This window comes from Sphingomonas sp. ABOLE, from assembly GCF_003950455.1.
GTDB lineage: Bacteria > Pseudomonadota > Alphaproteobacteria > Sphingomonadales > Sphingomonadaceae > Sphingomonas > Sphingomonas trueperi.
Genome location: NZ_QQWY01000003.1, coordinates 124,815 through 143,694 on the forward strand (window position 1 = coordinate 124,815; position 18,880 = coordinate 143,694).

Genomic DNA, 18,880 nt, shown 5'->3' on the forward strand with positions numbered 1-18,880 from the left:
ATGGCCGAAGCGATGCTGGAGTTCTTCACGGCAGCGAACCGCCTGCAGTTCGCGATCTACGCGAAGATGCCGGTGCTCGCTGCGCGGGGTGTGCATTCGAGCGGTACCAACCCGGGGTCGAGCAATACTCCCGGTTGGACCGCTACAAGGCTGGATATCGGAGGCCTGACGACGCAATCCTTTCTGGCATTCGTGCCCAACGACGGGGTCATGTGGGCGCCGCACTATGTCGAGCGGAACGGCTCGACCTCGAGCTTTCACTTCTTCGTAAATGGAAGCTCGTCGATCACCTGGTTCGCCTTCGATGCGCTTACGCCTCAACCGGCAAGTGGGGCCGTCTTCGAATTGATGGACGAGAACGGCGTCCCGTTCTGGCAACTGCAGGCGAAGCCGGCGATCGCGTCCGACTATCTGCAGCAGCCGATCGGCGAGGGGAGTCTTGGCCCGTCGTCGACGTCGATTCCGGCCGGTCGCCGCTATGCGGCGGCCTTCGGCGGCCGGTCCGGATACACCCGATACGACAGTATCGGCGCGCCTGACGGGCAGCCGGATCGCTACCGGTACAAATACCTGATGGACGCTGTGCAGGCGTCCGGCGGGCAGCTGACGGTCTCCCTGCAGATCGTCGATCAGTCGGCCGGCTACATCACGAACGCCGGCCAAGCTGCGCAGCGCAAATTCAGCGGTCCACGCAACGTGATGATTTTGGACGTCACTTCCTACTGAAGAGGTTCACCATGAAAAACATCTCCCTGCCAATTCTGGCAGCGCTTTCGCTTGCCCTGACGCCGTCCACCACCGTCGTCGCGCAGGTGCGGCCGGTCCTCGTAATTGCCGACAATCGCGCCGAGTGCGGCATCTATCGCCTCGCGCTGAAGAAGCGGGAGGAGAACGAGGCGACCGCCCGCCGGATCGCTGCCGACATGCGGGCCAAGGGCATTCCCGCCCGAGTTGTGGTGCTGCAGCCGGGCCAACTCCTCGCCCAGGCGCAGGGCGCTCCGGTGCGTGTCGTCAACGCCTGCTGAAGGCGGCCCTCGGCTCTGATCCTGAAGGAATCGCTATGTTTATTCTGGAAAAACTCATGCCCAACGGAGCGCAGGCGCGCTTCCACCAGGCGGCGCGGTTCGAGGTCCACCAAGATGCCACCCATGCGGTGGTGAACAGCTACCACCTCGAGGACATGCTGCTGACGTCTTGGCAGGACACCTATGTCATCCCGCGGGAGCTCAAGATCTCGACGCTGGACGACGTCGAGCGGATTCTGTCGCTGCCGGGTGCGCCGTTCGCAGGCGCAACCGTCGTCGACCCGGCAGCGGGGGACCTCGACACGGCGCGCGCTAGAGCCTGGGTGTCCGTAAAGGCAGAGCGCGACAAGTGCGCAAGCGGCGGGTGCGAAACCGCTCTAGGCCGTGTCGACAGCGACGAGCGGAGCCGAATCCTCATCGCCGGCGCCGTGCAGATGGCGCAGATCGCGCAGGCCGCGGGCCAACCTTATTCCGTCGATTGGGTCATGGCCGACAATCAGCCGGTCACCCACGACGCGTCCGCCATGATCGCGCTGGGCATGGCCGTGGGCGAGCACATCGCCGCGTGCTGGGAACGCGCGCAGGCGCTTCGGGCGGAGATCGACGCGGCCGACACGGTCGATGCGGTTTCCGCGATCAATTTCGTCAGCGGCTGGCCGGGGGTGGCCGCATGAACTCAATCAAAGGGGCAATGCCGATGACGCCGGTATTTGAAACGGTGCTGGCGAAGTACGGCTGGATCCTGATCGGGATCACGTTCGGGTTCGCGGCGAAATATGCGATGCTGCTGAAGCGCGGGGTGCAGGTGAAGGCGCGGCTGGTCTTCGCCGACTTGCTGCTGCTGCCGCTGGTGGCGCTGATCGCCTACTGGATGGCGACGCGCGCCGGGGTCGAAGCGGAGGCGGCGGCGCTGTTCTCCGCCTTCTCGACGGTGGGCGCCGACCGCCTGGTCAAGCTGCTCACCGATCGGTTCCTGCAGCGTGTCGACGCGGAGGCAGCGGCGGTCGCCGAGAGTATCGTCGGGGCGGCGCGCAACACCACTCAGGCAGAACTGGCCGCTGCCGCGATCAAGGAAGCGGCGCGCGAGGGGCGCCTGCACCCGGAATATGCGGCCCTGAAGCCGCACCCCCAGGCGCCCAAGCTGGACGGCTGACCTCCTCCAACCTCGGAGAATTTCCATGGACATGACGACGCTGCGGCGTCGGCTGGTGGCACTAGGCTATCAGCCGGCGGCCGAGGGCATGCCGTTCGGCGCCGCCGATCGCGAGGCGATCCTTGCCGCGCTGAAGGATGGCCCGGACTATGAGCTGGACGAACACGATATCGAGGACGTTGCCGACCAACTGAAGGTCGATCCGGCGACGGTCTGGGCGGTATGGGACGTGGAGGCAAGCGGGACGCCGTTTATCGACGGCCGCCCGACGATCCTGTTCGAGCCGCATCGGTTCAGCCGTGCGACTGGCCACCGTTTCGACGCCAGCCACCCGACGATCTCGTCGCGCACCTGGAACCGGAAGCTGTACCCCGGCAGCCAGATCGGCCGGTGGCAGCAGCTGCTCGAGGCGGTCTCGCTCGACGTCGATGCTGGGTTCGCATCGGCCAGCTATGGCGGCTTTCAGATCCTCGGCGAGAATTACGAGATCTGCGGTGCGATCTCACCCTGGGCGTTCGCGCTGCAGCAGTCGCAAACCGAAGCCGACCAGCTGGCCGCCTTCCTCAAGTTCGTCGAGGGCAGGGGCCTTGCGGCGGCACTTCGCGCCCGGGACTGGGCGAAGTTCGCCGCCGGCTACAACGGCACCGCCTTCGCGCTGAACGCCTACGACACCCGCCTCGCCGCCGCATACGCCAAGCGCCGCGCTGCGCGCGCAGCCTGATCTCAGGAGCAGTCCATGAACCCGCTGAAATACGTGTCGCTGGGGCTCGCCCTGGCGCTGGCAATCGCGCTCGCCGTGATCGGCGACCTCTCGCACAAGGTCGGCGCGCTGCTCTCCACCACCGCGATCGCGGCGCATGCGACGGACAAGGCAGGCCAGCCGCGTGACCTCTCCACCAAGGACGCGATCGCGCAGATCCGGATCCTCGGTGCCGCGGTCGACCAGGCGCGGAAGGCCAGTGCCGACGCCAAGGCCGCAGACGCCGCCCACGTCATCAACGTCGAGCGCGCCGACGCGCGCGCCACCCAGGAGGTATCCACCGATGTTCTCGCGAAATTCGATAGTGTCCAGGCGGAGCTTGCCGCTTCTCGCGCTCTCGCTGCTCAGCGCATGCGCGAGCTCGCCGCCGCCCGAGCCGATCAAGGTAGTGGCGGAGCGCCGGCAATCGCCGCAGATCCCGACGCCACCTGCCGCGCTCACTTCGCCGCTTCGTGTGACGAAGTTCTTACCCTCCTCGCGGAAGCCGAGCGCAACACCGCCGTCGCCCTCGGCTGGCAGGCCTTCTGGGCGCGAGTAGCGGCGAACCATGCAGAGCCGGAGGACGCCCCCGACCCGCGCTGAGCGGCGGTCGCAGCCGCACTGACTTTCAATCAACAGGAGTTCTCATGGCAACAGTACATATCTCGGTCGGCCGGGTGGCCGGCCGCGCCGCAGTGACGGGCGACACGCTGCAGGTGCTCGGCGCTATTCCCACCAAGACGGTTCAGGCGGCCAGCACGAGTGCAAGTGCCATCGTGGCCGGTATCCAGGCCAAGCGAGGCGATATCTGGACGGTCTACGCAGCGGACGGCGCCGTCCGCGTCGCCTTCGGCGCTACGCCGAATGCGGCCGGCACCGCCTATTGGCCGATCGGGCAGGGAACCTCCCGGGACTTCCTCTGCGAAGATGATGCGCCGCAATCCGTCGCGATCATGGATCTCTCTGCCGGCACCGTTTCTCCAACTCCAACGCCAACGCCAACGCCCACTCCAACCCCCACGCCGACACCCACGCCGACACCGACGCCAAGTGCCCCGATCCCGGCCAACAGGGACGTGATCTTCTTCGGCGACAGCCGCACGGAAGACGGCGTCGGGTCGAACGCGTCTCAGACGAACGGCTACAGCTTCGGCACTCAGAACATTGGCTATGCCGGCTGGCTTCACTGCGTTTCCGGCGGCAAGCTGCGCCTGGGCCAATATCCGAACTTCGGTATCTCGGCCTCGACGCTCCAGCAGATGGCAGCGGTCCCCCGCCTCGACGCACTTGGCAATCCGACGACGGGTCGCTGGGATCGCCCGGGCGGCTCCAGCAACTACGCGAGCAATAAGGGTGCCGACTACGCCAAGAACCACCCGGCGGGCATCGTCGCGATCCTGGCCGGAACCAACTGGCCGAGTGGCACCGTCTCGGACCAGCTTGGCTACATCGACACCATTCTGAACAACATCGGCACCGGCAAGGTTGTGGTTCTCAGCAACGAGTTGCCGCGTGGCATCGACTACACGGGTGCGGTGCAGAACGGCGGCGGCGATTCGACTGATCGCTACACGCTGAGCCGCGAGATCCTGAAGTACGACTATGCGAGCGGCGATGCCAAGTCGCGGCCCAACGTTATCGTCGTCAACTCGTGGGACGAGTTTGCGGATACGCCCGCGCCGCCTGTTTACAACAACAAGCGCGGCTACCTTCGCGATGGCCTGCACATGACCCCTTACGGCGCGATGCGGCACATGCAGGTGTTTGTCGACCGGCTGAAGGCGGCGTGGGGCCTGACGTACTGGAACGCTCTGCCGAACCTGGTGACTTTCCCGACGGCAAACGGGCTGACCACCCCGGCCAATGCCCAGCCGTTCATCAACAGCAATCCGACGATGACTGCGGGCGGTAACGGCGCGCTGGTCGGCACACTCGCGACGGCACCTGCGCTCAGCACGATTCCGCAGGGTTGGACTCTGGCAGCAGCATCCGGCTCGTCCGGAATCAACGTTGCGTCGGAAAAGGGAGTCGAAACGGACCCGAACGGCAACGGCGTCTGGAAACTCGATATCTCCGGCACGATCGCGGCGAACTCGAACGTTTCGATTCAGGCGTATCAGCTGATCGCGGGCAGCTATCTCACCAGCCTGCTCTCGAACAATCTCCTGTCGATCAACGACAAGCTGCGCGCGATGATGACGGCAAAGATCGAACTTGGATCGCAGTACCTGCAGGCAGTCGGACTCGTGATGACTTTGCAGGATACCACCTCGTCCCGCAGCATCCAGTCGCGTGCGCGAGTTGGCGTGTCGAACGGCGTCGGTGCGGCGGTCAACTCGTATCTCGATACCGCCGGCACATGGCGGGTCGATATGACCGAGCTCGTCGATCAGCAGGATCCCAATCTGGTGGCGCAGAACCAGAACATCGCGGCCTACCAGCAGATCCAGATCATCTCCGACATCAAGTTCGTGAACCCGACCGCCTCGGCGGTGACGATCGGCGCAACCGTGCGCTTGGGCGCCACCGGCATCTTCCGGGCAACGTCGTAACCCGCTCCTAAAGGAGAATGCCATGCTGAAGTTTCTCGCGTTCCTCCTCGCTCTGGCCACCCCTGCGGTGGCCGGAGCAGCGACCGTCCAGGCATCGACGCCTGCGCAGCTCACCGCTGCGCTCAAGGCGGCGAAGGGCGGTGATACCATCGCGCTTACCCCTGGTAATTACGGCGCGCTGGTGCTCAACGACCAGATGTTCGACAAGCCGGTGACCGTCACCAGCGCCGACCCGACGCGGCCCGCTGTCATCGCGCAGATGGTCCTCAACCGAGCGGTGAACATCACCTTCTCCAACCTGGAGGTGACGTCGTTCACCCGGCTCTACGACTACCTGGTCCGGGTGAACGGCGGCTCGGGGATCACGCTCGACAAGCTGTACATCCATGGCCTGCTCGACGGTGCGCCTACGGATCGGCAGGGCGTCATGGTCGCACAGAGCAACGGCTTCACGATCTCGGGCTCGCGCATTGTCCAGATCGGGGTGGGCATCGCGGTGAACCAGAGCCGCAATATCGTCATCCGCGACAACGACATCAGCATGATTGGGATCGACGCCATCGAGATCCCGGGCGTCGACGGGGCGCTGATTGCGTGGAACAAGTTCTCGAAGTTCCGAACGATCGGCTCCTACCACCCCGACGGTATCCAGTGCTGGACGACGGGGATGGCGGCCGCGTGTAAGAACATCCGCATCATCGCGAACCAGTTTATCGGCGATGCGCAGCCTGGCGCGGACTATGTGTACCCGCAAGGCATCTGGTTCGGGGACGAGATGCAGCGCGGCGACTACACGAACATCGAGATCACCGGCAACCTGTTCAAGTGCGTCAATTGGCAGGCGATCGCGCTCTATGTAACCCAAGCCCGCGGAACGATCGTGCGGTACAATCGCATCGACGCGTGCCCCGGCGTGACGCCGTGGATCCGGATCAACGATCCTGGCGCGGTGGTCGAGGGCAACGTGGCACCGGTCTTCTACGTCAACAGCACGGTCAACGCGCTGCCGGCGGGCAACTATATCGGCGGAGCGCCTGGGCCATAGTCGCTCGACTCGCGCCCGTGTTCCCGGCATGTTCCGCGCATGCGTCCCATCGCCGCCCTGCTCGGAACCGACATCAACATCACCACCAGCTGCCGCTGCATGCGCATCGTCCAGTACAGTCCTGAGCAGCTGGTGAGCCGGTTCGGAGCCGATGCTACCCTGGATGACGTCGAGGGGCGGCTGCGCTGCAAGGCCTGCGGTCAGCGGCCGAAGCTGATTTGTCGATGGAGTTGGGGAAACGTCATGGGCCTGGGCCGCGGCGTGAAGCTACCTGACCTGCCGGAGTGGACTGGGCTCACTCCGGATATGGCGAGGGCGGCAGCCCTCCGGTCCGGGCAATAGAAGGGTCCGGCAAGGCGCGGAGCCGGAGCGAGGCTCGCTTACAGCTGTTTGAGCAGAGAGGCCTTGGCAGAGGCGAATTCTTCATCGGTGAGCGCTCCCCGATCGCGGAGATCCGCCAGCTTGCTAAGCGCGTCGGGAACGTCGTCTCGTTTCGGCGAGGCATGCTCGGTCGACGGTAGTTCTTGTTCTGGGACGGGTCCTGCGGTCGGCGTCTGCGCCACAGCCGGCGGCGGCAGAATAGCGGCCACTACCAACCCAATCGGTCCAAAAAACAGGCCGAGAAAGAAGCACACGAGACCGTCGATGCCGCGCGCGCTGCCGATCAAAGCAGAGGCGCCCCCGAAGATCAGGGCTCCGAAGAACGCGAAAACTAGGAATGTAACCCCGTCCATTTGGCCCTCCCTGCTTCAAGGATAGGGTGATCGCCCCCATCCGTCTAGCGGCGCTCCGGACGGGCATGAGAACCGAGATATTCAGAGACACCGTCGCCGGCGAAGGCCGAGCGGGGGTGCCGTGCAGGAACACGGCAACCGACGAGCGCCAACTCGTCACGGCAGCCTGGCCAAGACTGGCCGCCCCGCACCCGGGCCACGGGCGGGGTCCCTTTGATGAGAACCAACAATGGAGTCGAGTCTTCTATTCAATGATTTCGTGCGGCCGATCAGCCCGGCCGCGAGCTACATCGGCGGCAAGCGGCGGTTGGCGCGAGCGATCACCACCGCCATAGATCGCATTCCTCACACCACGTACGCCGAGCCGTTCATGGGCATGGGCGGCGTTTTCCTTCGGCGCGGCCGCAAGCCTCAGGTCGAGGTCGTGAATGATTGGTCGGAAGATGTGGCTACCTTCTTCCGGATCCTGCAGCGACATTACGTCGCGTTCCTCGACATGCTCAAATTCCAGCTGACCACGCGCGCGGGCTTCGAGCGGCTGCTGAAAGTTGATCCGTCCACCCAGACTGACCTCGAGCGGGCGGCGCGGTTCCTCTACCTGCAGCGTCTATCATTCGGCGGAAAAGTCAGCGGCCGGTCATTCGGCGTCGACCCGATGGCGCCGGCGGCGTTCAACGTGGTGCGCCTGGCGCCCGTCCTCGAGGAGATCCACGAACGCCTGTCCGGCGTCGTGATCGAGCGACTCCCATGGCAGGATTTCCTGCCGCGCTACGATCGCGAAGGAACGCTCTTCTACCTCGACCCGCCATACTATGGCTGCGAGTCGGACTATGGTGCGGCGCTCTTCGACCGACCGCAGTTTGAGCGCATGGCTGACGTGCTGGAGGGGCTGTCGGGGAAGTTCCTGCTCAGCCTCAACGACCGTCCCGAGGTCCGGGCCACCTTCGCGCGATTCGCGATGGTTCAGGTTTCGCTGCAATATGGTGTGGGCGGCGGGGCCGTCGAGGCGAACGAAGTGATCATCAGCAGCTTGCGGGCCGATCGGCTCCGCGAACTGTTCCCTCGATCGCTTCCTATCTGACGGTCGCGCTGACCGCTTTCAGCGACCGCTAGAGCCGCACGTAGGTTGTAGGGTGAGCGGGTGAAGGGAATCGAACCCTCGTCGTAAGCTTGGGAAGCTTCTGCTCTACCATTGAGCTACACCCGCAATCCGTTGAGCTGGCTCAACTTTTTGCCACTGCCGCTGGATGGTGTGCAAAGCGTTTTGCAAACCGGCGGCCTGTGGAAGTCGAAATAGCGGCGCCGCGCGTCGCTGGCAATGCCCTACATGCCCCTCGCCGCGCGACGATCCCGCCCCCTCGCCGCAGCAAGGGGGCGGGGCCGGGATCAGAACTGGACGCGGCCGCCCAGGCTGATGCGGCTGCCGGACAGTTCGTAGGTCGCCGGGAACGACGGATCCATCGTATAGCCCTTGGTCTTGGCGTTGCCGACGTTGATGCCCTGCAGCTCGACGCGGAAGTTCCTGGTCACCTGGTAGCTCGCGGCGACGTCGAACTGGCCATAGGCCGAGCGATAGACCGGATAGAAGTTGCGTTCGATCCGCTCCACATAGGCGCCCTTCCAGTTGTACGAGCCGCGGATCGAGAAAGGCCCCTTGTCGTAGAACAGCGTGGCATTGTAGGTGTTGTCCGATAGGCCGATCGGCGCGGTCGGGATCTTGAGGTCCGACTGGCCGGTCAGTGAGCTGTCGAGGAAGGTATAGTTGGCGTTGACGCCGAAGCCGTCGAGCCAGCCGACCAGCATGCCGAACGGCACCACCGCATTCAATTCGACGCCGCTCACCTTGTACGAGCCTTCGGCGTTGACCGGCTGGTAGACGTCGAATTCATAGACGCCGTCGATCGTGCCATTGGCATTGTACTTGGTGACGTTCGGCACCGTGCCGGTCAGCTTGTTGACCACCACGCCCTTGATCTTCTTCCAGAAATAGGACGCGGCGAGGATGCCGCCGTCGCCGACATATTTCTCGACGCCGATTTCCCACTGATCGGCGTAGGTCGGCTTCAGGTTCGGATTGCCGTCCGAATAGCGGAAATCGTTGAAGCTCGCGGTGCGCTTGTAGGCGAGGTTGGTCAGCGCCGGGCGGATCAGCGTCTGCGAGGCGGCGGCGCGCAGATAGAGGCTGTTGGTCAGCTCGGCACGGGCGTTCAGCGCCGGCAGCAGCTTGCTGTAGCGGCCCTCGCTGGAGACCGGCGCATCGGTGAGGCCGGTCTGGCCGTTGGGCTTCTGCACCTGGTGGAAGCCTTCGGACGTCACCGTCGTGCGGACGTAGCGCGCGCCGAGATTGACGAACACCGGCACGGCGACGTCGAATTCGAAATCGACCATGCCATAGCCGGCCCAGGTCGTCTCGCGCACCTTGTAATATTGGCCCGGATCGAACGGCGTGACGAAGCCCTGCGGGCGGAAGAAGCTGCGCGCATAGTCGTTCGAGATCTGCGACCAGCTCAGGTCCCGCGCCTGATAGGGCTTGCCGCCGGCGATGGCGATCACGTTCTCCAGCGGGCTGTCGGCCAACGTGCGCTTGTTGACATAGGCGGTGCTGCCGCGCGTCGGGCCCTGGATCTTCTCCTCGCCATATTCGCGCTCGTTGGTCTTGTTGGTGTAGCGCGCGCCGAAATTGACGCGCTTCAGCGCCTCGAACCCGCCGAAATCGGCGAGATAGGTGACGTCGGCCTGCGCTGCGTACTTGTCGTCCTTGATCCGCTCCAGCGTGGTTTCATACGCCTCGAACAGATAGGCAGACGGCGCGTTGTACATGTCGATCGACTTTGGGTTGTCGCTCTTGATCGTCTCGCCGCCGGTCGCCGTGTAGCGGGTACGCGAGGGCGCATAGGCGACATGCTTCAGATTGGCATAGTCGCGGGTCTTCTTGGCGCCCGAATAGCCGCCGAGCACGTTGATCTGCCACTGGCCGGTTTCCCAGTTCAGCTCGCCGCCGAACTGGCGATAGTCGATGTCGTTGCGATACTGCTTGCTGAGGAATTCGTGCTGGGTGTTGGTGTAGGCGACGTCGCGCAGCACGACGATGCCCGACTGCGACAGCGTGGTCTTGTCGGCATCGTAGATCCGCTCGAGCGTCGAGTTGCTCGAAGCCGAATAGCCAGCGGCGTCATATTCGTCCTCGACCGTGTCGTAGGAGCCGACGAAGGCGTCGAAGCTGAGCGAGAATTTGTCGCTCGGCTTGTACTGCACCGCGCCCGAGACGCCGAGGCGGTCCTGGTCGTTGAAATAGACGCGGTCGCCGACCTTGTCGAGGAACACGATCTTGTTCTTGTCGGCATCCGAATAGGTGACGCCGGCGTCGCGCGCGAGGACCGCGATCGCCTGGTTGCGGTTGGTGCCGGCGCGGTCGGTCCAGCGGGAGATCGGGCGGAAGTTGATGCCGGAGTTGCTGTCAGTGCGGTTGCTGCGCTTCTGCCGCGCGACCGAGACGAGCACGCCGAAATCGCCGAAGGTGTTGCTGGCGAGCACCGAGAAATTGGGGTCGATCTTCTCCGAAATCGAGTTGTACGCACCCTCGGCGCTGCCGACGAGCCGGAAACCCGGCGTGTCGAAGGGCCGCGCGGTGCGGATCGCGACCGAGCCGGCGATGCCACCTTCCTCGTCCGAGGCGCGCGGCGACTTCTGGACCGTCACCGATTGGATCAGCTCCGAGGCGAAGATGTCGAACTCGACGTCGCGGCCGCCCGAGCCCGAGGCGGTGGCCAGCTTGTTGATCGAGACGAAGGTGAATTCGCTGGGCAGGCCGCGGACGTTGACGCGCGTGCCCAGGCCCTTGTTGCGTTCGATCGTCACGCCCGGCACGCGCTGCAGCGCTTCGGACAGGTTCTGGTCGGGGAAGTCGGCGATGTCGGTGGCGACGATCGAATCGGAGAAGCCGACATTCTCGCGCTTGAGCTCGATTGCTTCCTGCAGGCTGCGGCGATAGCCGGAGACGACGATTTCCTCGCCCGCCTCGGCCTGGCCGGCGTCGGCGGCGTCGCTGGTCTGCGCGGCGGCAGGCATGGCGAGCAGTGCGGCGATGGCGGCGCCGGCGAGCAGGCCGGCGTTGCGGCGCCAGTTGGTGACGTTCTGGTACATGGTTCCCCCTTTGGATGTCGTGGACGCGCGGGTGCCGGCACGCGATCCGTCGATTGCGCGCGGTGCCGCGCCCGTTGAATCAGTGTTGCCGATGAAGCAGCGGCGCGCGCTGTTGCTGCTGCGCCGATGCGGAATCAGCCCTGTGGCTGGGCCGCCCGAAGATCTGATGTCGCTGTGGCCAAACCCCGTTCCTCCCTGCCGGGCGCAGGTGCGCAAGACTTGTGACGCGAACATTACGTAACGAAAAAATTTACATGTCGCGGCGACGCACGGTGCGGAATGATTGGCGCGACGGTTCGCGGGCGATAGATCTTCGCGCGACCGTTGGCGCCTTGATAGGGTTGGCGGGAGAACAGGGCTGGGTCGTGTGGGGAGGACAGGTTGGACAGGTTCGATATTCTGATCGTCGGCAGCGGCCATGGCGGGGCGCAGTGCGCGGTGGCGCTCCGGCAGGCGGGGTTTGCCGGCACGCTCGCGGTGATCGGCGAGGATCCCGAGCTTCCCTATGAGCGCCCGCCGCTTTCCAAGGATTATCTGAAGGGCGAGAAGAGCTTCGAGCGCATCCTGATCCGCGCGCCGGCTTTCTGGGAAGAGCGGGCGGTGACCATGCTCGCCGGCCGGCGTGTCGTCGCGGTCGATCCCGCGGCGAAGACCGTCACCGATGCGGCGGGCGCGACGATCGGCTATGGCGCGCTGGTCTGGTCGGCGGGCGGCAGCGCGCGGCGGCTGGCGTGCAGCGGGCATGATCTCGCCGGCGTCCACGCGATCCGCACGCGGCGTGATGTCGACCAGCTGCTCGCCGAGCTGCCGACGACCCAGCGCATCGTCGTGATCGGCGGCGGCTATATCGGTCTGGAGGCGGCCGCCGCGCTGATCAAGGCCGACAAGCAGGTCGTGGTGCTGGAGGCGATGGACCGGGTGCTCGCCCGCGTCGCCGGCGAACCGCTGTCGCGCTTCTACGAAGCCGAGCACCGCGCACACGGCGTCGAGATCCGTACCGGCGCGTTGGTGGAATGCCTGGAGGAACAAGACGGGCGCGTCTGCGGCGTGCGGCTGTCGGGGGGCGAGGTGCTGCCGGCCGACATGGTGATCGTCGGCATCGGCATCGTCCCCGAAGTCGCGCCGCTGCTCGACGCGGGCGCGGCGGGCGGCAATGGCGTGCGGGTCGACGCGCAGTGCCGCACCAGCCTGCCGGACGTCTATGCGATCGGCGACTGCGCGCTGCATGTGAATGCCTATGCCGACGGCGCCGAGATTCGGCTGGAATCGGTGCAGAATGCCAACGACCAGGCGAACATGGTCGCCAAGCTGCTCACGGGGCAGGCGGCGCATTATGATGCGGTGCCGTGGTTCTGGTCGAACCAGTACGACCTCAAGCTGCAGACCGTCGGCCTGTCGATCGGGCACGACGCGACGGTGCTGCGCGGCGACCTGTCGGCGCGCAGCTTCTCGGTGATCTACCTCAAGCAGGGGCGGGTGATCGCGCTCGACTGCGTCAACGCCATGCGGGACTATGTGCAGGGCAAGCGGCTGGTCGCCGAGCGGATGATGGTCGATCCTGCGGTGCTCGCCGATCCGGCGACGGTGCTCAAGGAGCTTTGAGTTGCGCGAGCCAGCGCGCGCGGGCATCCCTTCTTCCAACCAGAAGGAGAAGTGAGGATGTCCGACGCGCCGGTGCTGCTTGCGATGGAAGGCCATGTCGCGGTGGTGCAGCTGAACCGCCCCGACCGGCTCAACGCGCTCACCCCCGACATGCTCGACCTGCTCGCGGCGACGCTACGGCGCGCGGCGGAGGACGGGGCGCGGGCGGTGCTGCTCACCGGCGAGGGTCGGGCGTTCTGCGCGGGCGCGGACCTCACCGCCAGCGTCGGCATGCGCGATTCGGGCGAGGCGCTGCGGCGGCACTATAATCCGGTGATCGCGACGATGGCCGAGCTGCCGATCCCGATCGTCGCCGCGGTCAACGGCGCGGCGGCCGGGGCAGGGGCCTCGATCGCGCTCGCCGCCGACATCGTGGTGATGGCGCAATCGGCCTATCTGCTGCTCGCCTTCGCCAATATCGGGCTGGTGCCCGATGCCGGCGCGACCTGGCTGATCGGCAAGGCGGCGGGCCGGGCGCGGCTGCTCGAGATGGCGCTGCTCGGCGAGCGGATGCTGGCCGAGGAGGCGCTGGCCAACGGCCTCGTCACGCGGGTGGTGGAAGATGGCGGGCTGATGCAGGTGTCGCACGGGCTGGCGGCGAAGCTGGCGGGGATGCCCACCGTCGCGCTGGGGCTGATCCGCAAGCAGGTGAGCGTGGCGCTCTCGGGCACGCTGGCCGAGACGATGGAGATCGAGGCCGATCACCAGAGCATCGCCGCCAGGACCGACGATTGCCGCGAGGCGATTGCCGCATTCCTCGAAAAGCGCGAGGCGCATTTCACCGGCCACTGAGCGACGCCACGAAATCGGTTCTCGGGCGTTACGAGGGCCATGCAGACGCTCTGGTTCATTACCAATCCCAATTCCGGCACCACCTCGCAGGCCAAGTGCGACGCGATGGAGGCGGTGTTCGAGGAACGCGGGCTGAGGCTCGCCGGCCGTACCGATTTCCCGCAGGACGCCCTGCCGGAGGGCGCTGCGCTCGATGCGGCGGGGGTGGATACGGTAGTGCTGTTCGCCGGCGACGGCACGATCAACGCGGCGCTGCGCGCGCTGGCCACGTGGGAAGGCGCCTTCCTGATCCTGCCCGGCGGGACGATGAACCTGCTGGCCAAGGCGCTGCACGACGAGACCGATCCGCACAAGATCATCCACGCCGCGCATGGCTGCGACCGTCGCGTGGCGCTGCCCTATATCGTCGCGGGTGAGCATCGCGCGTTCGTCGGCCTGATCCTCGGCCCGGCGGCGAGCTGGTTCCGCGCACGCGAGGTGGTCCGCAAAGGCCGGTTCGGGCGGCTGGCGGCGGCGGTGCGCGGCGCCTGGCGGAACACCTTCCACCGCCGGGGCGTGCGGGTGCAGGGCGCGCGCGCGCTCGGCGACAGCTACCAGGCAGTGTTCGTCACGCCGACGCTCGACGGACTGGAGGTCGCCGCGGTCGATGCGCGCGATTGGGGCTCCATCGCGCAGCTCGGCTGGGAATGGGTGACCGGCGACTGGGTCGCGGCGCGCGCGGTGACCGAAAGCCGAACCGAGCAGCTCACGCTCGCCGAGCGCAAGCCAGTACTCGCCTTGTTCGACGGCGAGCCCGAGACGCTCGATCCCGGCACGACGATCCGCGCCGGGCGCAGCCTGGAGACGTTCATCGCCACCCGCGCGGAGGCGACCGCCGCATGACCCGCTTCTTCCATGTCAGCGACGTGCATTTCGGCCGCGAGAATCGCGAGGCGGTCGACTGGTTCAACGCCAGGGTACGCGACGAGATGCCCGCCGCGGTGATCATGACCGGCGATCTCACCATGCGCGCGCGCGCCAGGGAGTTCGCCGCCGCCGCCGAATGGCTGGAGAGCCTGGCGGTGCCGATCACGGTGGAGGTAGGCAATCACGACCTGCCCTATTTCAATCCGTTCGCGCGGCTGGCGATGCCGTATCGCCGCTATCGCGCGCTGGAGCGGATGATCGAGCGCCCCCTCGACATTCGGGGCGTGTCGATCGTACCACTCAAGACCACCGCGCGCTTCCAGTTCCGCACCAATTGGTCGAAGGGCCATGTCAGCCGCCATGCGCTGCAGAAGTCGCTGGCGCTGGCCGAGGCCGTGCCGGCGGGCGGGGTGGTGTTCGTTGCCGCGCACCATCCGCTGGTGGAGGCGGGCACCCGCGCCACTTCCCGCACCCGCGGCGGGCGGCGGGCGCTGGAGGCGCTGGCCCAGGCCGGCGCCAATGCGGTGCTGACCGGGCATGTCCACGACCCGTTCGATATCGAGCATCCCGTCGGCGAGCGCACGGTGCGGCTGATCGGGGCGGGTACGCTTTCCGAACGTACCCGCGACCAGCCGCCCTCGTTCAACGAGATCACCGTCGACGGCACCAGCTTCTCCACCCGCGCCCGCTTCCTCGGCGAGCCGAGCGTCGCGCTCTAGCGGAACAGCGGCAAGGGGCCCCGCCCGGCGGTCGACCAGGTCTGCCAGTTGGGGAAGACATAGGGCAGGTCGGCATTGCTCACCCCGTGCCAGCGGGCGATGGCGCCGAGATATTCCTCCTGCGCGATCCCGGGGATGAAGCGGCCTTCGTTGGTGATGTCGTCGGCGCCGCCCAGCACCGGATCGGGATAGGTGCCGAAGATGCCGCCCTTGGCGACATCGCCGCCCATCACGAGGTGGTTGTTGCCCCAGGCATGATCGGTGCCGTTCTGCGCGTTGCTGGCATAGGTGCGGCCGAAGTCGCTCATCGTGAAGGTGGTGACGTTGGCGCCGACGCCCAGTGCCTTCATCGCGCGGTGGAAAGCGGCCATCGCGTCCGCCAGGGCGCCCAGCTGGTTCGCATGGTCGCCCGCAATGGGGCTGCCGGCGACTTGGTTGGCGTGATGGTCGAAGGTCGCCATGCTGAGCAGGAAGGTCTGGCGGCTATGGCCGAGCGTGCCGCGCGCCTCGATCATCTTGGCGGTGCCGAGCAGCTGCGCCGCGATGTCGCTGGTCAGCGCGCGGCCGTTCGCATCGACAAAATGGCGGGCGACGCTGTTCCCGCCCGACAATACGCTGTTGGCAAGATCGGCCTGTTCGAACGTGTCGCGCAGCGTCGTCTTGACGCCGTCCATGACCGGACCGCCCTCGCTGTCGGCCAGCAGCGCGGTTGCGAGGTTCTTCGCGGTATCCCGGGCGCTGTAGCCCGCGCGTCCGGGCAGGCCGGAGGCGGGGAGCACCAGCGGCACCGCGGTCTTGCCGATCAGCGCCAGCGTCGATCCGCTGAGCGAGATCAGCGGTGGCAGCCGACCGCCGGGCATGCGATCGGCCATGCGCCCCATGAAGCCGTCGCTGGCGGAGTCGCGGGCGCGGAGGCCCTGCCAGTGCGCCTGCTCGTCCGAATGGCTCATCAGGTTGCTAGGGCGCAGATCGGGCCGTGACAGGTACGTTGCCTTGGTCAACGGCGCGAACAGGGTCCCGGTATTGAGCACGAGCGATAGCGCGCCTTCGTCCCACACCGGGCGCAGTGCTGCCATTGCCGGGTGCAGCGCATAGCTGGCGTTGGTCAGCGGCGTCAGCGTGTTGCGGGGCAGGGCGACGGCGCCGCGCGCGGCCTGGTAGGCGGCGTGGCGGTCGTCGGTGGGCACCACCATGTTCCAGCCATCATTGCCGCCGTAGAGGAAGATGCCCACCATCGCCCGGTAGCTGCCGCTGGGAGCCGCGACGGCGGCGGTCCGGCCGAGCTGCGCCAGGGCGGCGGCCGCACCTGTGCCGGCGGTGAGGCGAACGAAATCGCGTCGGGAAAGCGTCATCGGATCGGTTCCTTACCGGTCGACCAGGAATTGCGGGCTGGAGGCGGCGATGAAGAGCAGCATCTGCGCGCGCTTGCGCGCACGGACTTGCAAATTCTTGTCGTTAATGGCGAGTGCGGCCGTGCGCAGTGCGGCACGCTGGCCTGGCGTAATGCTATTGCCTAGCAATAACACATCTACCGCGGCGACCATGGCATCGACATTGTCGCCGAAGGACGCCCAGGTGGCCCAGGCGAAGCGGGTTCCCGAAGCGGCGCCAAAACCGGTAGGGGCCTTGAACTCAGCGGTCGCTACGTCGCTGCGCACCGTCCATTCGTACATCATGTTGTGGAGGCGCAGCACCGTGCTGCTGTTGAGCAGCTTCGATGCCGGGTTGTAGAGGGTAGCGCTGCCCTGCAGCGGATAGTCGATCGGATAGAAGTTGAACACCGAGGGCGCGTTCATCACCGGCTGACCGAGGCTGGTATCGCGCATGGCAAAGGCGAAGCCGTCGGTGGTCATGCCGATCGCGCGGGCCAGCGAGACCATCGCCAGCACCGGCTCCTTCAGCTTGCCGCGATCCTGGCGAGGCGCGGTGCGCGCCTCGGGGTCGGTGAGGATCGCGCGGACGACGGCCTTCAGGTCGCCGCGGACGCCATGACCGTTGTTGGCGAACACTGCCGCCACCCGTCCGATATAGTTGGGACTGGGGTTGGCGGTCACCAGATGGACGATCAGGTGGCGCGACACGAAGGGCGCGGTGGAAGGATGGTCGAACGCGGCGTCCACCACCGCATCGACGCTCGCTTCCTGGCTCGCGCCGGCCGGCACGCGGATGCCGAGGAACCGCTTCTCGCCGGCATCGTAGCGATCCGGCACCGGGATCATCGGCTTCACGTCGTCGCCGGCCAGCTGGTTGGTGATCGGCGCGTTGCCGATCCGGGCGCGGTCCCACCCGGTCAATGCGCGGGCGACGCCGCGAATGTCGTCGGGGCCATAATTAGGGACGGTCCCCCCAGTGGCATCGCGGCGCGGCGTGCCATTCTGGTTGAGCATGTTGGGGCCCATCGAGAACAGCTGCAACAGCTCTCGTGCGTAGTTCTCGGACGGGGCGGTCTTGTTGCTCCCCGCCATGTTGAGATAGCGGCCCATATAGGGATTGAGCGTCACCGCCTTGAGCAGCGTGCGGTAATTGCCGAAGGCGTTGTCGAGGAACAGCTGGTTGAACGCGGCGATTCCCGCGGCGGAGCGCACTTCCTGTTCGGAGGCGACGATCATCTGCGAAAGCGCGAATGCCACGCGCTGGCGCAACTGGTCCGGTGCGGAAACGGCGTTCGCGTAGAAGCGCATCGCCACCGGCGTGCGGCTGAAATAGCGGCGATTGCAGGGGACGTCCTTGCAATAGTCGATCCGCCGCGCCACGGCGAGATCGGCATAGGTGCTGCCGCTGGCGGCGAATTGCTGGTTGAGCCAGCCCTCGGTACCCAGCTTCGAGATCTGCTCGAGCACCTGCGGCGTCGGCCCGAAGGTGGTCTGTCGCGCCAGGCGGATGCCGTCGGTCACCTGGGATTGCGCCGGCGACATGCCGGCATTGGCGGCGGAAAGATCGACCAGTCCGCTGGTCATCCGGCTGTCCGCCAGGTTGATGTTGTCGCTGCTGCCGTCGCAAGCCGACAGCAGGCCCGCCGCGCCAAGCGCAGCTGCCGTCCATATCCGTCGCATGTTCTTGAATTCCCCGCCCGCAGGTTTTGCCGCGTTGCACCCAAGCTTTACGGGCTAGCGGTTTTTTAAGGAAGACCTGTCCCAGAGTGGGATATCTGCAACTCTTAGCACAATGTCGGTTTTCAGGGGAACGATGCGACATCGTATCGAAATTCGCTGCGGCGGGCCGTTGCGAGTCCACGGCGATCGTTCGGGAACTTGTGCATCCGACGCGCGTCTCACGACGTAGTCGTGTGCCGGTGCGGGATCTGGCTGGCGCAGTCGAACGAGCGGGCCTTGCCTATTTTGAGCTGCGGTGCACCATTTCGGGTAAGGGCGGGCGGCCGCCCGCGACGATGTCTTGGTGCCTTTCGCGGTCGCCCACGAAAAAGGGCGGCC

19 protein-coding genes and 1 tRNA gene are annotated in these 18,880 nt (G+C 66.1%); 15 read left to right on the top strand and 5 right to left on the bottom strand.

The window, feature by feature from the left end; translation table 11 throughout:
- Genes CA234_RS03135 through CA234_RS03175 form a run of 9 tightly spaced genes read left to right on the top strand, consistent with a single transcriptional unit; the run spans position 1 to position 6,856 of the window.
- On the top strand, positions 1-726 hold the full coding sequence (locus CA234_RS03135) for a hypothetical protein (RefSeq protein WP_126000847.1): 726 nt from the start codon (positions 1-3) through the stop codon (positions 724-726).
- Between the two features lie 11 nt (positions 727-737).
- Complete coding sequence (locus CA234_RS03140; protein ID WP_126000848.1) at positions 738-1,025, top strand: hypothetical protein; 288 nt, start codon at positions 738-740, stop codon at positions 1,023-1,025.
- Positions 1,026-1,060: 35 nt separating this feature from the next.
- Positions 1,061-1,699: a DUF4376 domain-containing protein gene (locus tag CA234_RS03145; protein ID WP_126000849.1), complete on the top strand. Its 639-nt coding sequence runs from the start codon at positions 1,061-1,063 to the stop codon at positions 1,697-1,699.
- A 23-nt stretch (positions 1,700-1,722) separates the two neighbouring features.
- Positions 1,723-2,178 carry a hypothetical protein gene (locus tag CA234_RS03150; protein WP_126000850.1) on the top strand — a complete coding sequence of 152 codons (456 nt, stop codon included), beginning with the start codon at positions 1,723-1,725 and terminating at the stop codon, positions 2,176-2,178.
- A gap of 25 nt (positions 2,179-2,203) precedes the next feature.
- Positions 2,204-2,899 (top strand): N-acetylmuramidase family protein, encoded by a 696-nt coding sequence (locus tag CA234_RS03155; RefSeq protein ID WP_126000851.1) that lies wholly within the window; start codon positions 2,204-2,206, stop codon positions 2,897-2,899.
- A gap of 15 nt (positions 2,900-2,914) precedes the next feature.
- Positions 2,915-3,520 carry a hypothetical protein gene (locus CA234_RS03160; protein WP_126000852.1) on the top strand — a complete coding sequence of 202 codons (606 nt, stop codon included), beginning with the start codon at positions 2,915-2,917 and terminating at the stop codon, positions 3,518-3,520.
- A gap of 44 nt (positions 3,521-3,564) precedes the next feature.
- Positions 3,565-5,469 (top strand): SGNH/GDSL hydrolase family protein, encoded by a 1,905-nt coding sequence (locus tag CA234_RS03165; protein WP_126000853.1) that lies wholly within the window; start codon positions 3,565-3,567, stop codon positions 5,467-5,469.
- Positions 5,470-5,491: 22 nt separating this feature from the next.
- Complete coding sequence (locus CA234_RS03170) at positions 5,492-6,514, top strand: right-handed parallel beta-helix repeat-containing protein (RefSeq protein WP_126000854.1); 1,023 nt, start codon at positions 5,492-5,494, stop codon at positions 6,512-6,514.
- A gap of 39 nt (positions 6,515-6,553) precedes the next feature.
- Positions 6,554-6,856, top strand: coding sequence for a hypothetical protein (locus CA234_RS03175; RefSeq protein WP_126000855.1), 303 nt, complete (start codon positions 6,554-6,556; stop codon positions 6,854-6,856).
- A 38-nt stretch (positions 6,857-6,894) separates the two neighbouring features.
- Here CA234_RS03175 and CA234_RS03180 read toward each other — a convergent pair whose 3' ends face one another.
- On the bottom strand, positions 6,895-7,248 hold the full coding sequence (locus tag CA234_RS03180) for an SHOCT domain-containing protein (RefSeq protein ID WP_126000856.1): 354 nt from the start codon (positions 7,246-7,248) through the stop codon (positions 6,895-6,897).
- Between the two features lie 229 nt (positions 7,249-7,477).
- Between CA234_RS03180 and CA234_RS03185 the strand changes: the two genes are divergently transcribed.
- Positions 7,478-8,329, top strand: a complete 852-nt coding sequence (locus CA234_RS03185) for a DNA adenine methylase (RefSeq protein ID WP_126000857.1) — start codon at positions 7,478-7,480, stop codon at positions 8,327-8,329.
- A 55-nt stretch (positions 8,330-8,384) separates the two neighbouring features.
- Here the strand turns inward: CA234_RS03185 and CA234_RS03190 are convergent.
- Together CA234_RS03190 and CA234_RS03195 are read right to left on the bottom strand one after the other, a co-directional pair.
- Positions 8,385-8,455, bottom strand: a tRNA-Gly gene (locus tag CA234_RS03190).
- Between the two features lie 179 nt (positions 8,456-8,634).
- Positions 8,635-11,391: a TonB-dependent receptor gene (locus CA234_RS03195; RefSeq protein WP_126000858.1), complete on the bottom strand. Its 2,757-nt coding sequence runs from the start codon at positions 11,389-11,391 to the stop codon at positions 8,635-8,637.
- Between CA234_RS03195 and CA234_RS03200 the strand changes: the two genes are divergently transcribed.
- From CA234_RS03200 to CA234_RS03220, 5 genes are all read left to right on the top strand, one after another.
- Entirely contained in the window at positions 11,375-11,632 is a 258-nt protein-coding gene (locus CA234_RS03200; RefSeq protein ID WP_125972687.1) for a hypothetical protein, read from the top strand. The genes CA234_RS03195 and CA234_RS03200 overlap by 17 nt on opposite strands.
- Positions 11,633-11,772: 140 nt before the next feature.
- Positions 11,773-12,993, top strand: coding sequence for an FAD-dependent oxidoreductase (locus CA234_RS03205; RefSeq protein WP_125972685.1), 1,221 nt, complete (start codon positions 11,773-11,775; stop codon positions 12,991-12,993).
- A gap of 57 nt (positions 12,994-13,050) precedes the next feature.
- On the top strand, positions 13,051-13,824 hold the full coding sequence (locus tag CA234_RS03210; protein ID WP_125972683.1) for an enoyl-CoA hydratase-related protein: 774 nt from the start codon (positions 13,051-13,053) through the stop codon (positions 13,822-13,824).
- 39 nt (positions 13,825-13,863) lie between these two features.
- Positions 13,864-14,706, top strand: coding sequence for a diacylglycerol kinase family protein (locus CA234_RS03215; RefSeq protein ID WP_125972681.1), 843 nt, complete (start codon positions 13,864-13,866; stop codon positions 14,704-14,706).
- Positions 14,703-15,449 (top strand): metallophosphoesterase, encoded by a 747-nt coding sequence (locus tag CA234_RS03220; protein ID WP_125972679.1) that lies wholly within the window; start codon positions 14,703-14,705, stop codon positions 15,447-15,449. The genes CA234_RS03215 and CA234_RS03220 overlap by 4 nt, the downstream gene beginning before the upstream one ends.
- Here the strand turns inward: CA234_RS03220 and CA234_RS03225 are convergent.
- Both CA234_RS03225 and CA234_RS03230 read right to left on the bottom strand, forming a co-directional pair.
- The gene (locus CA234_RS03225; protein ID WP_126000859.1) at positions 15,446-16,801 is read right to left on the bottom strand and encodes a DUF1501 domain-containing protein; all 1,356 of its coding nucleotides are present in this window, start codon (positions 16,799-16,801) and stop codon (positions 15,446-15,448) included. The genes CA234_RS03220 and CA234_RS03225 overlap by 4 nt on opposite strands.
- Positions 16,802-16,813: 12 nt before the next feature.
- A complete protein-coding gene (locus tag CA234_RS03230) occupies positions 16,814-18,502 on the bottom strand; it encodes a DUF1800 domain-containing protein (protein ID WP_126000860.1) in 1,689 nt (562 codons plus the stop codon).
- Between the last annotated feature and the right edge of the window lie 378 nt (positions 18,503-18,880).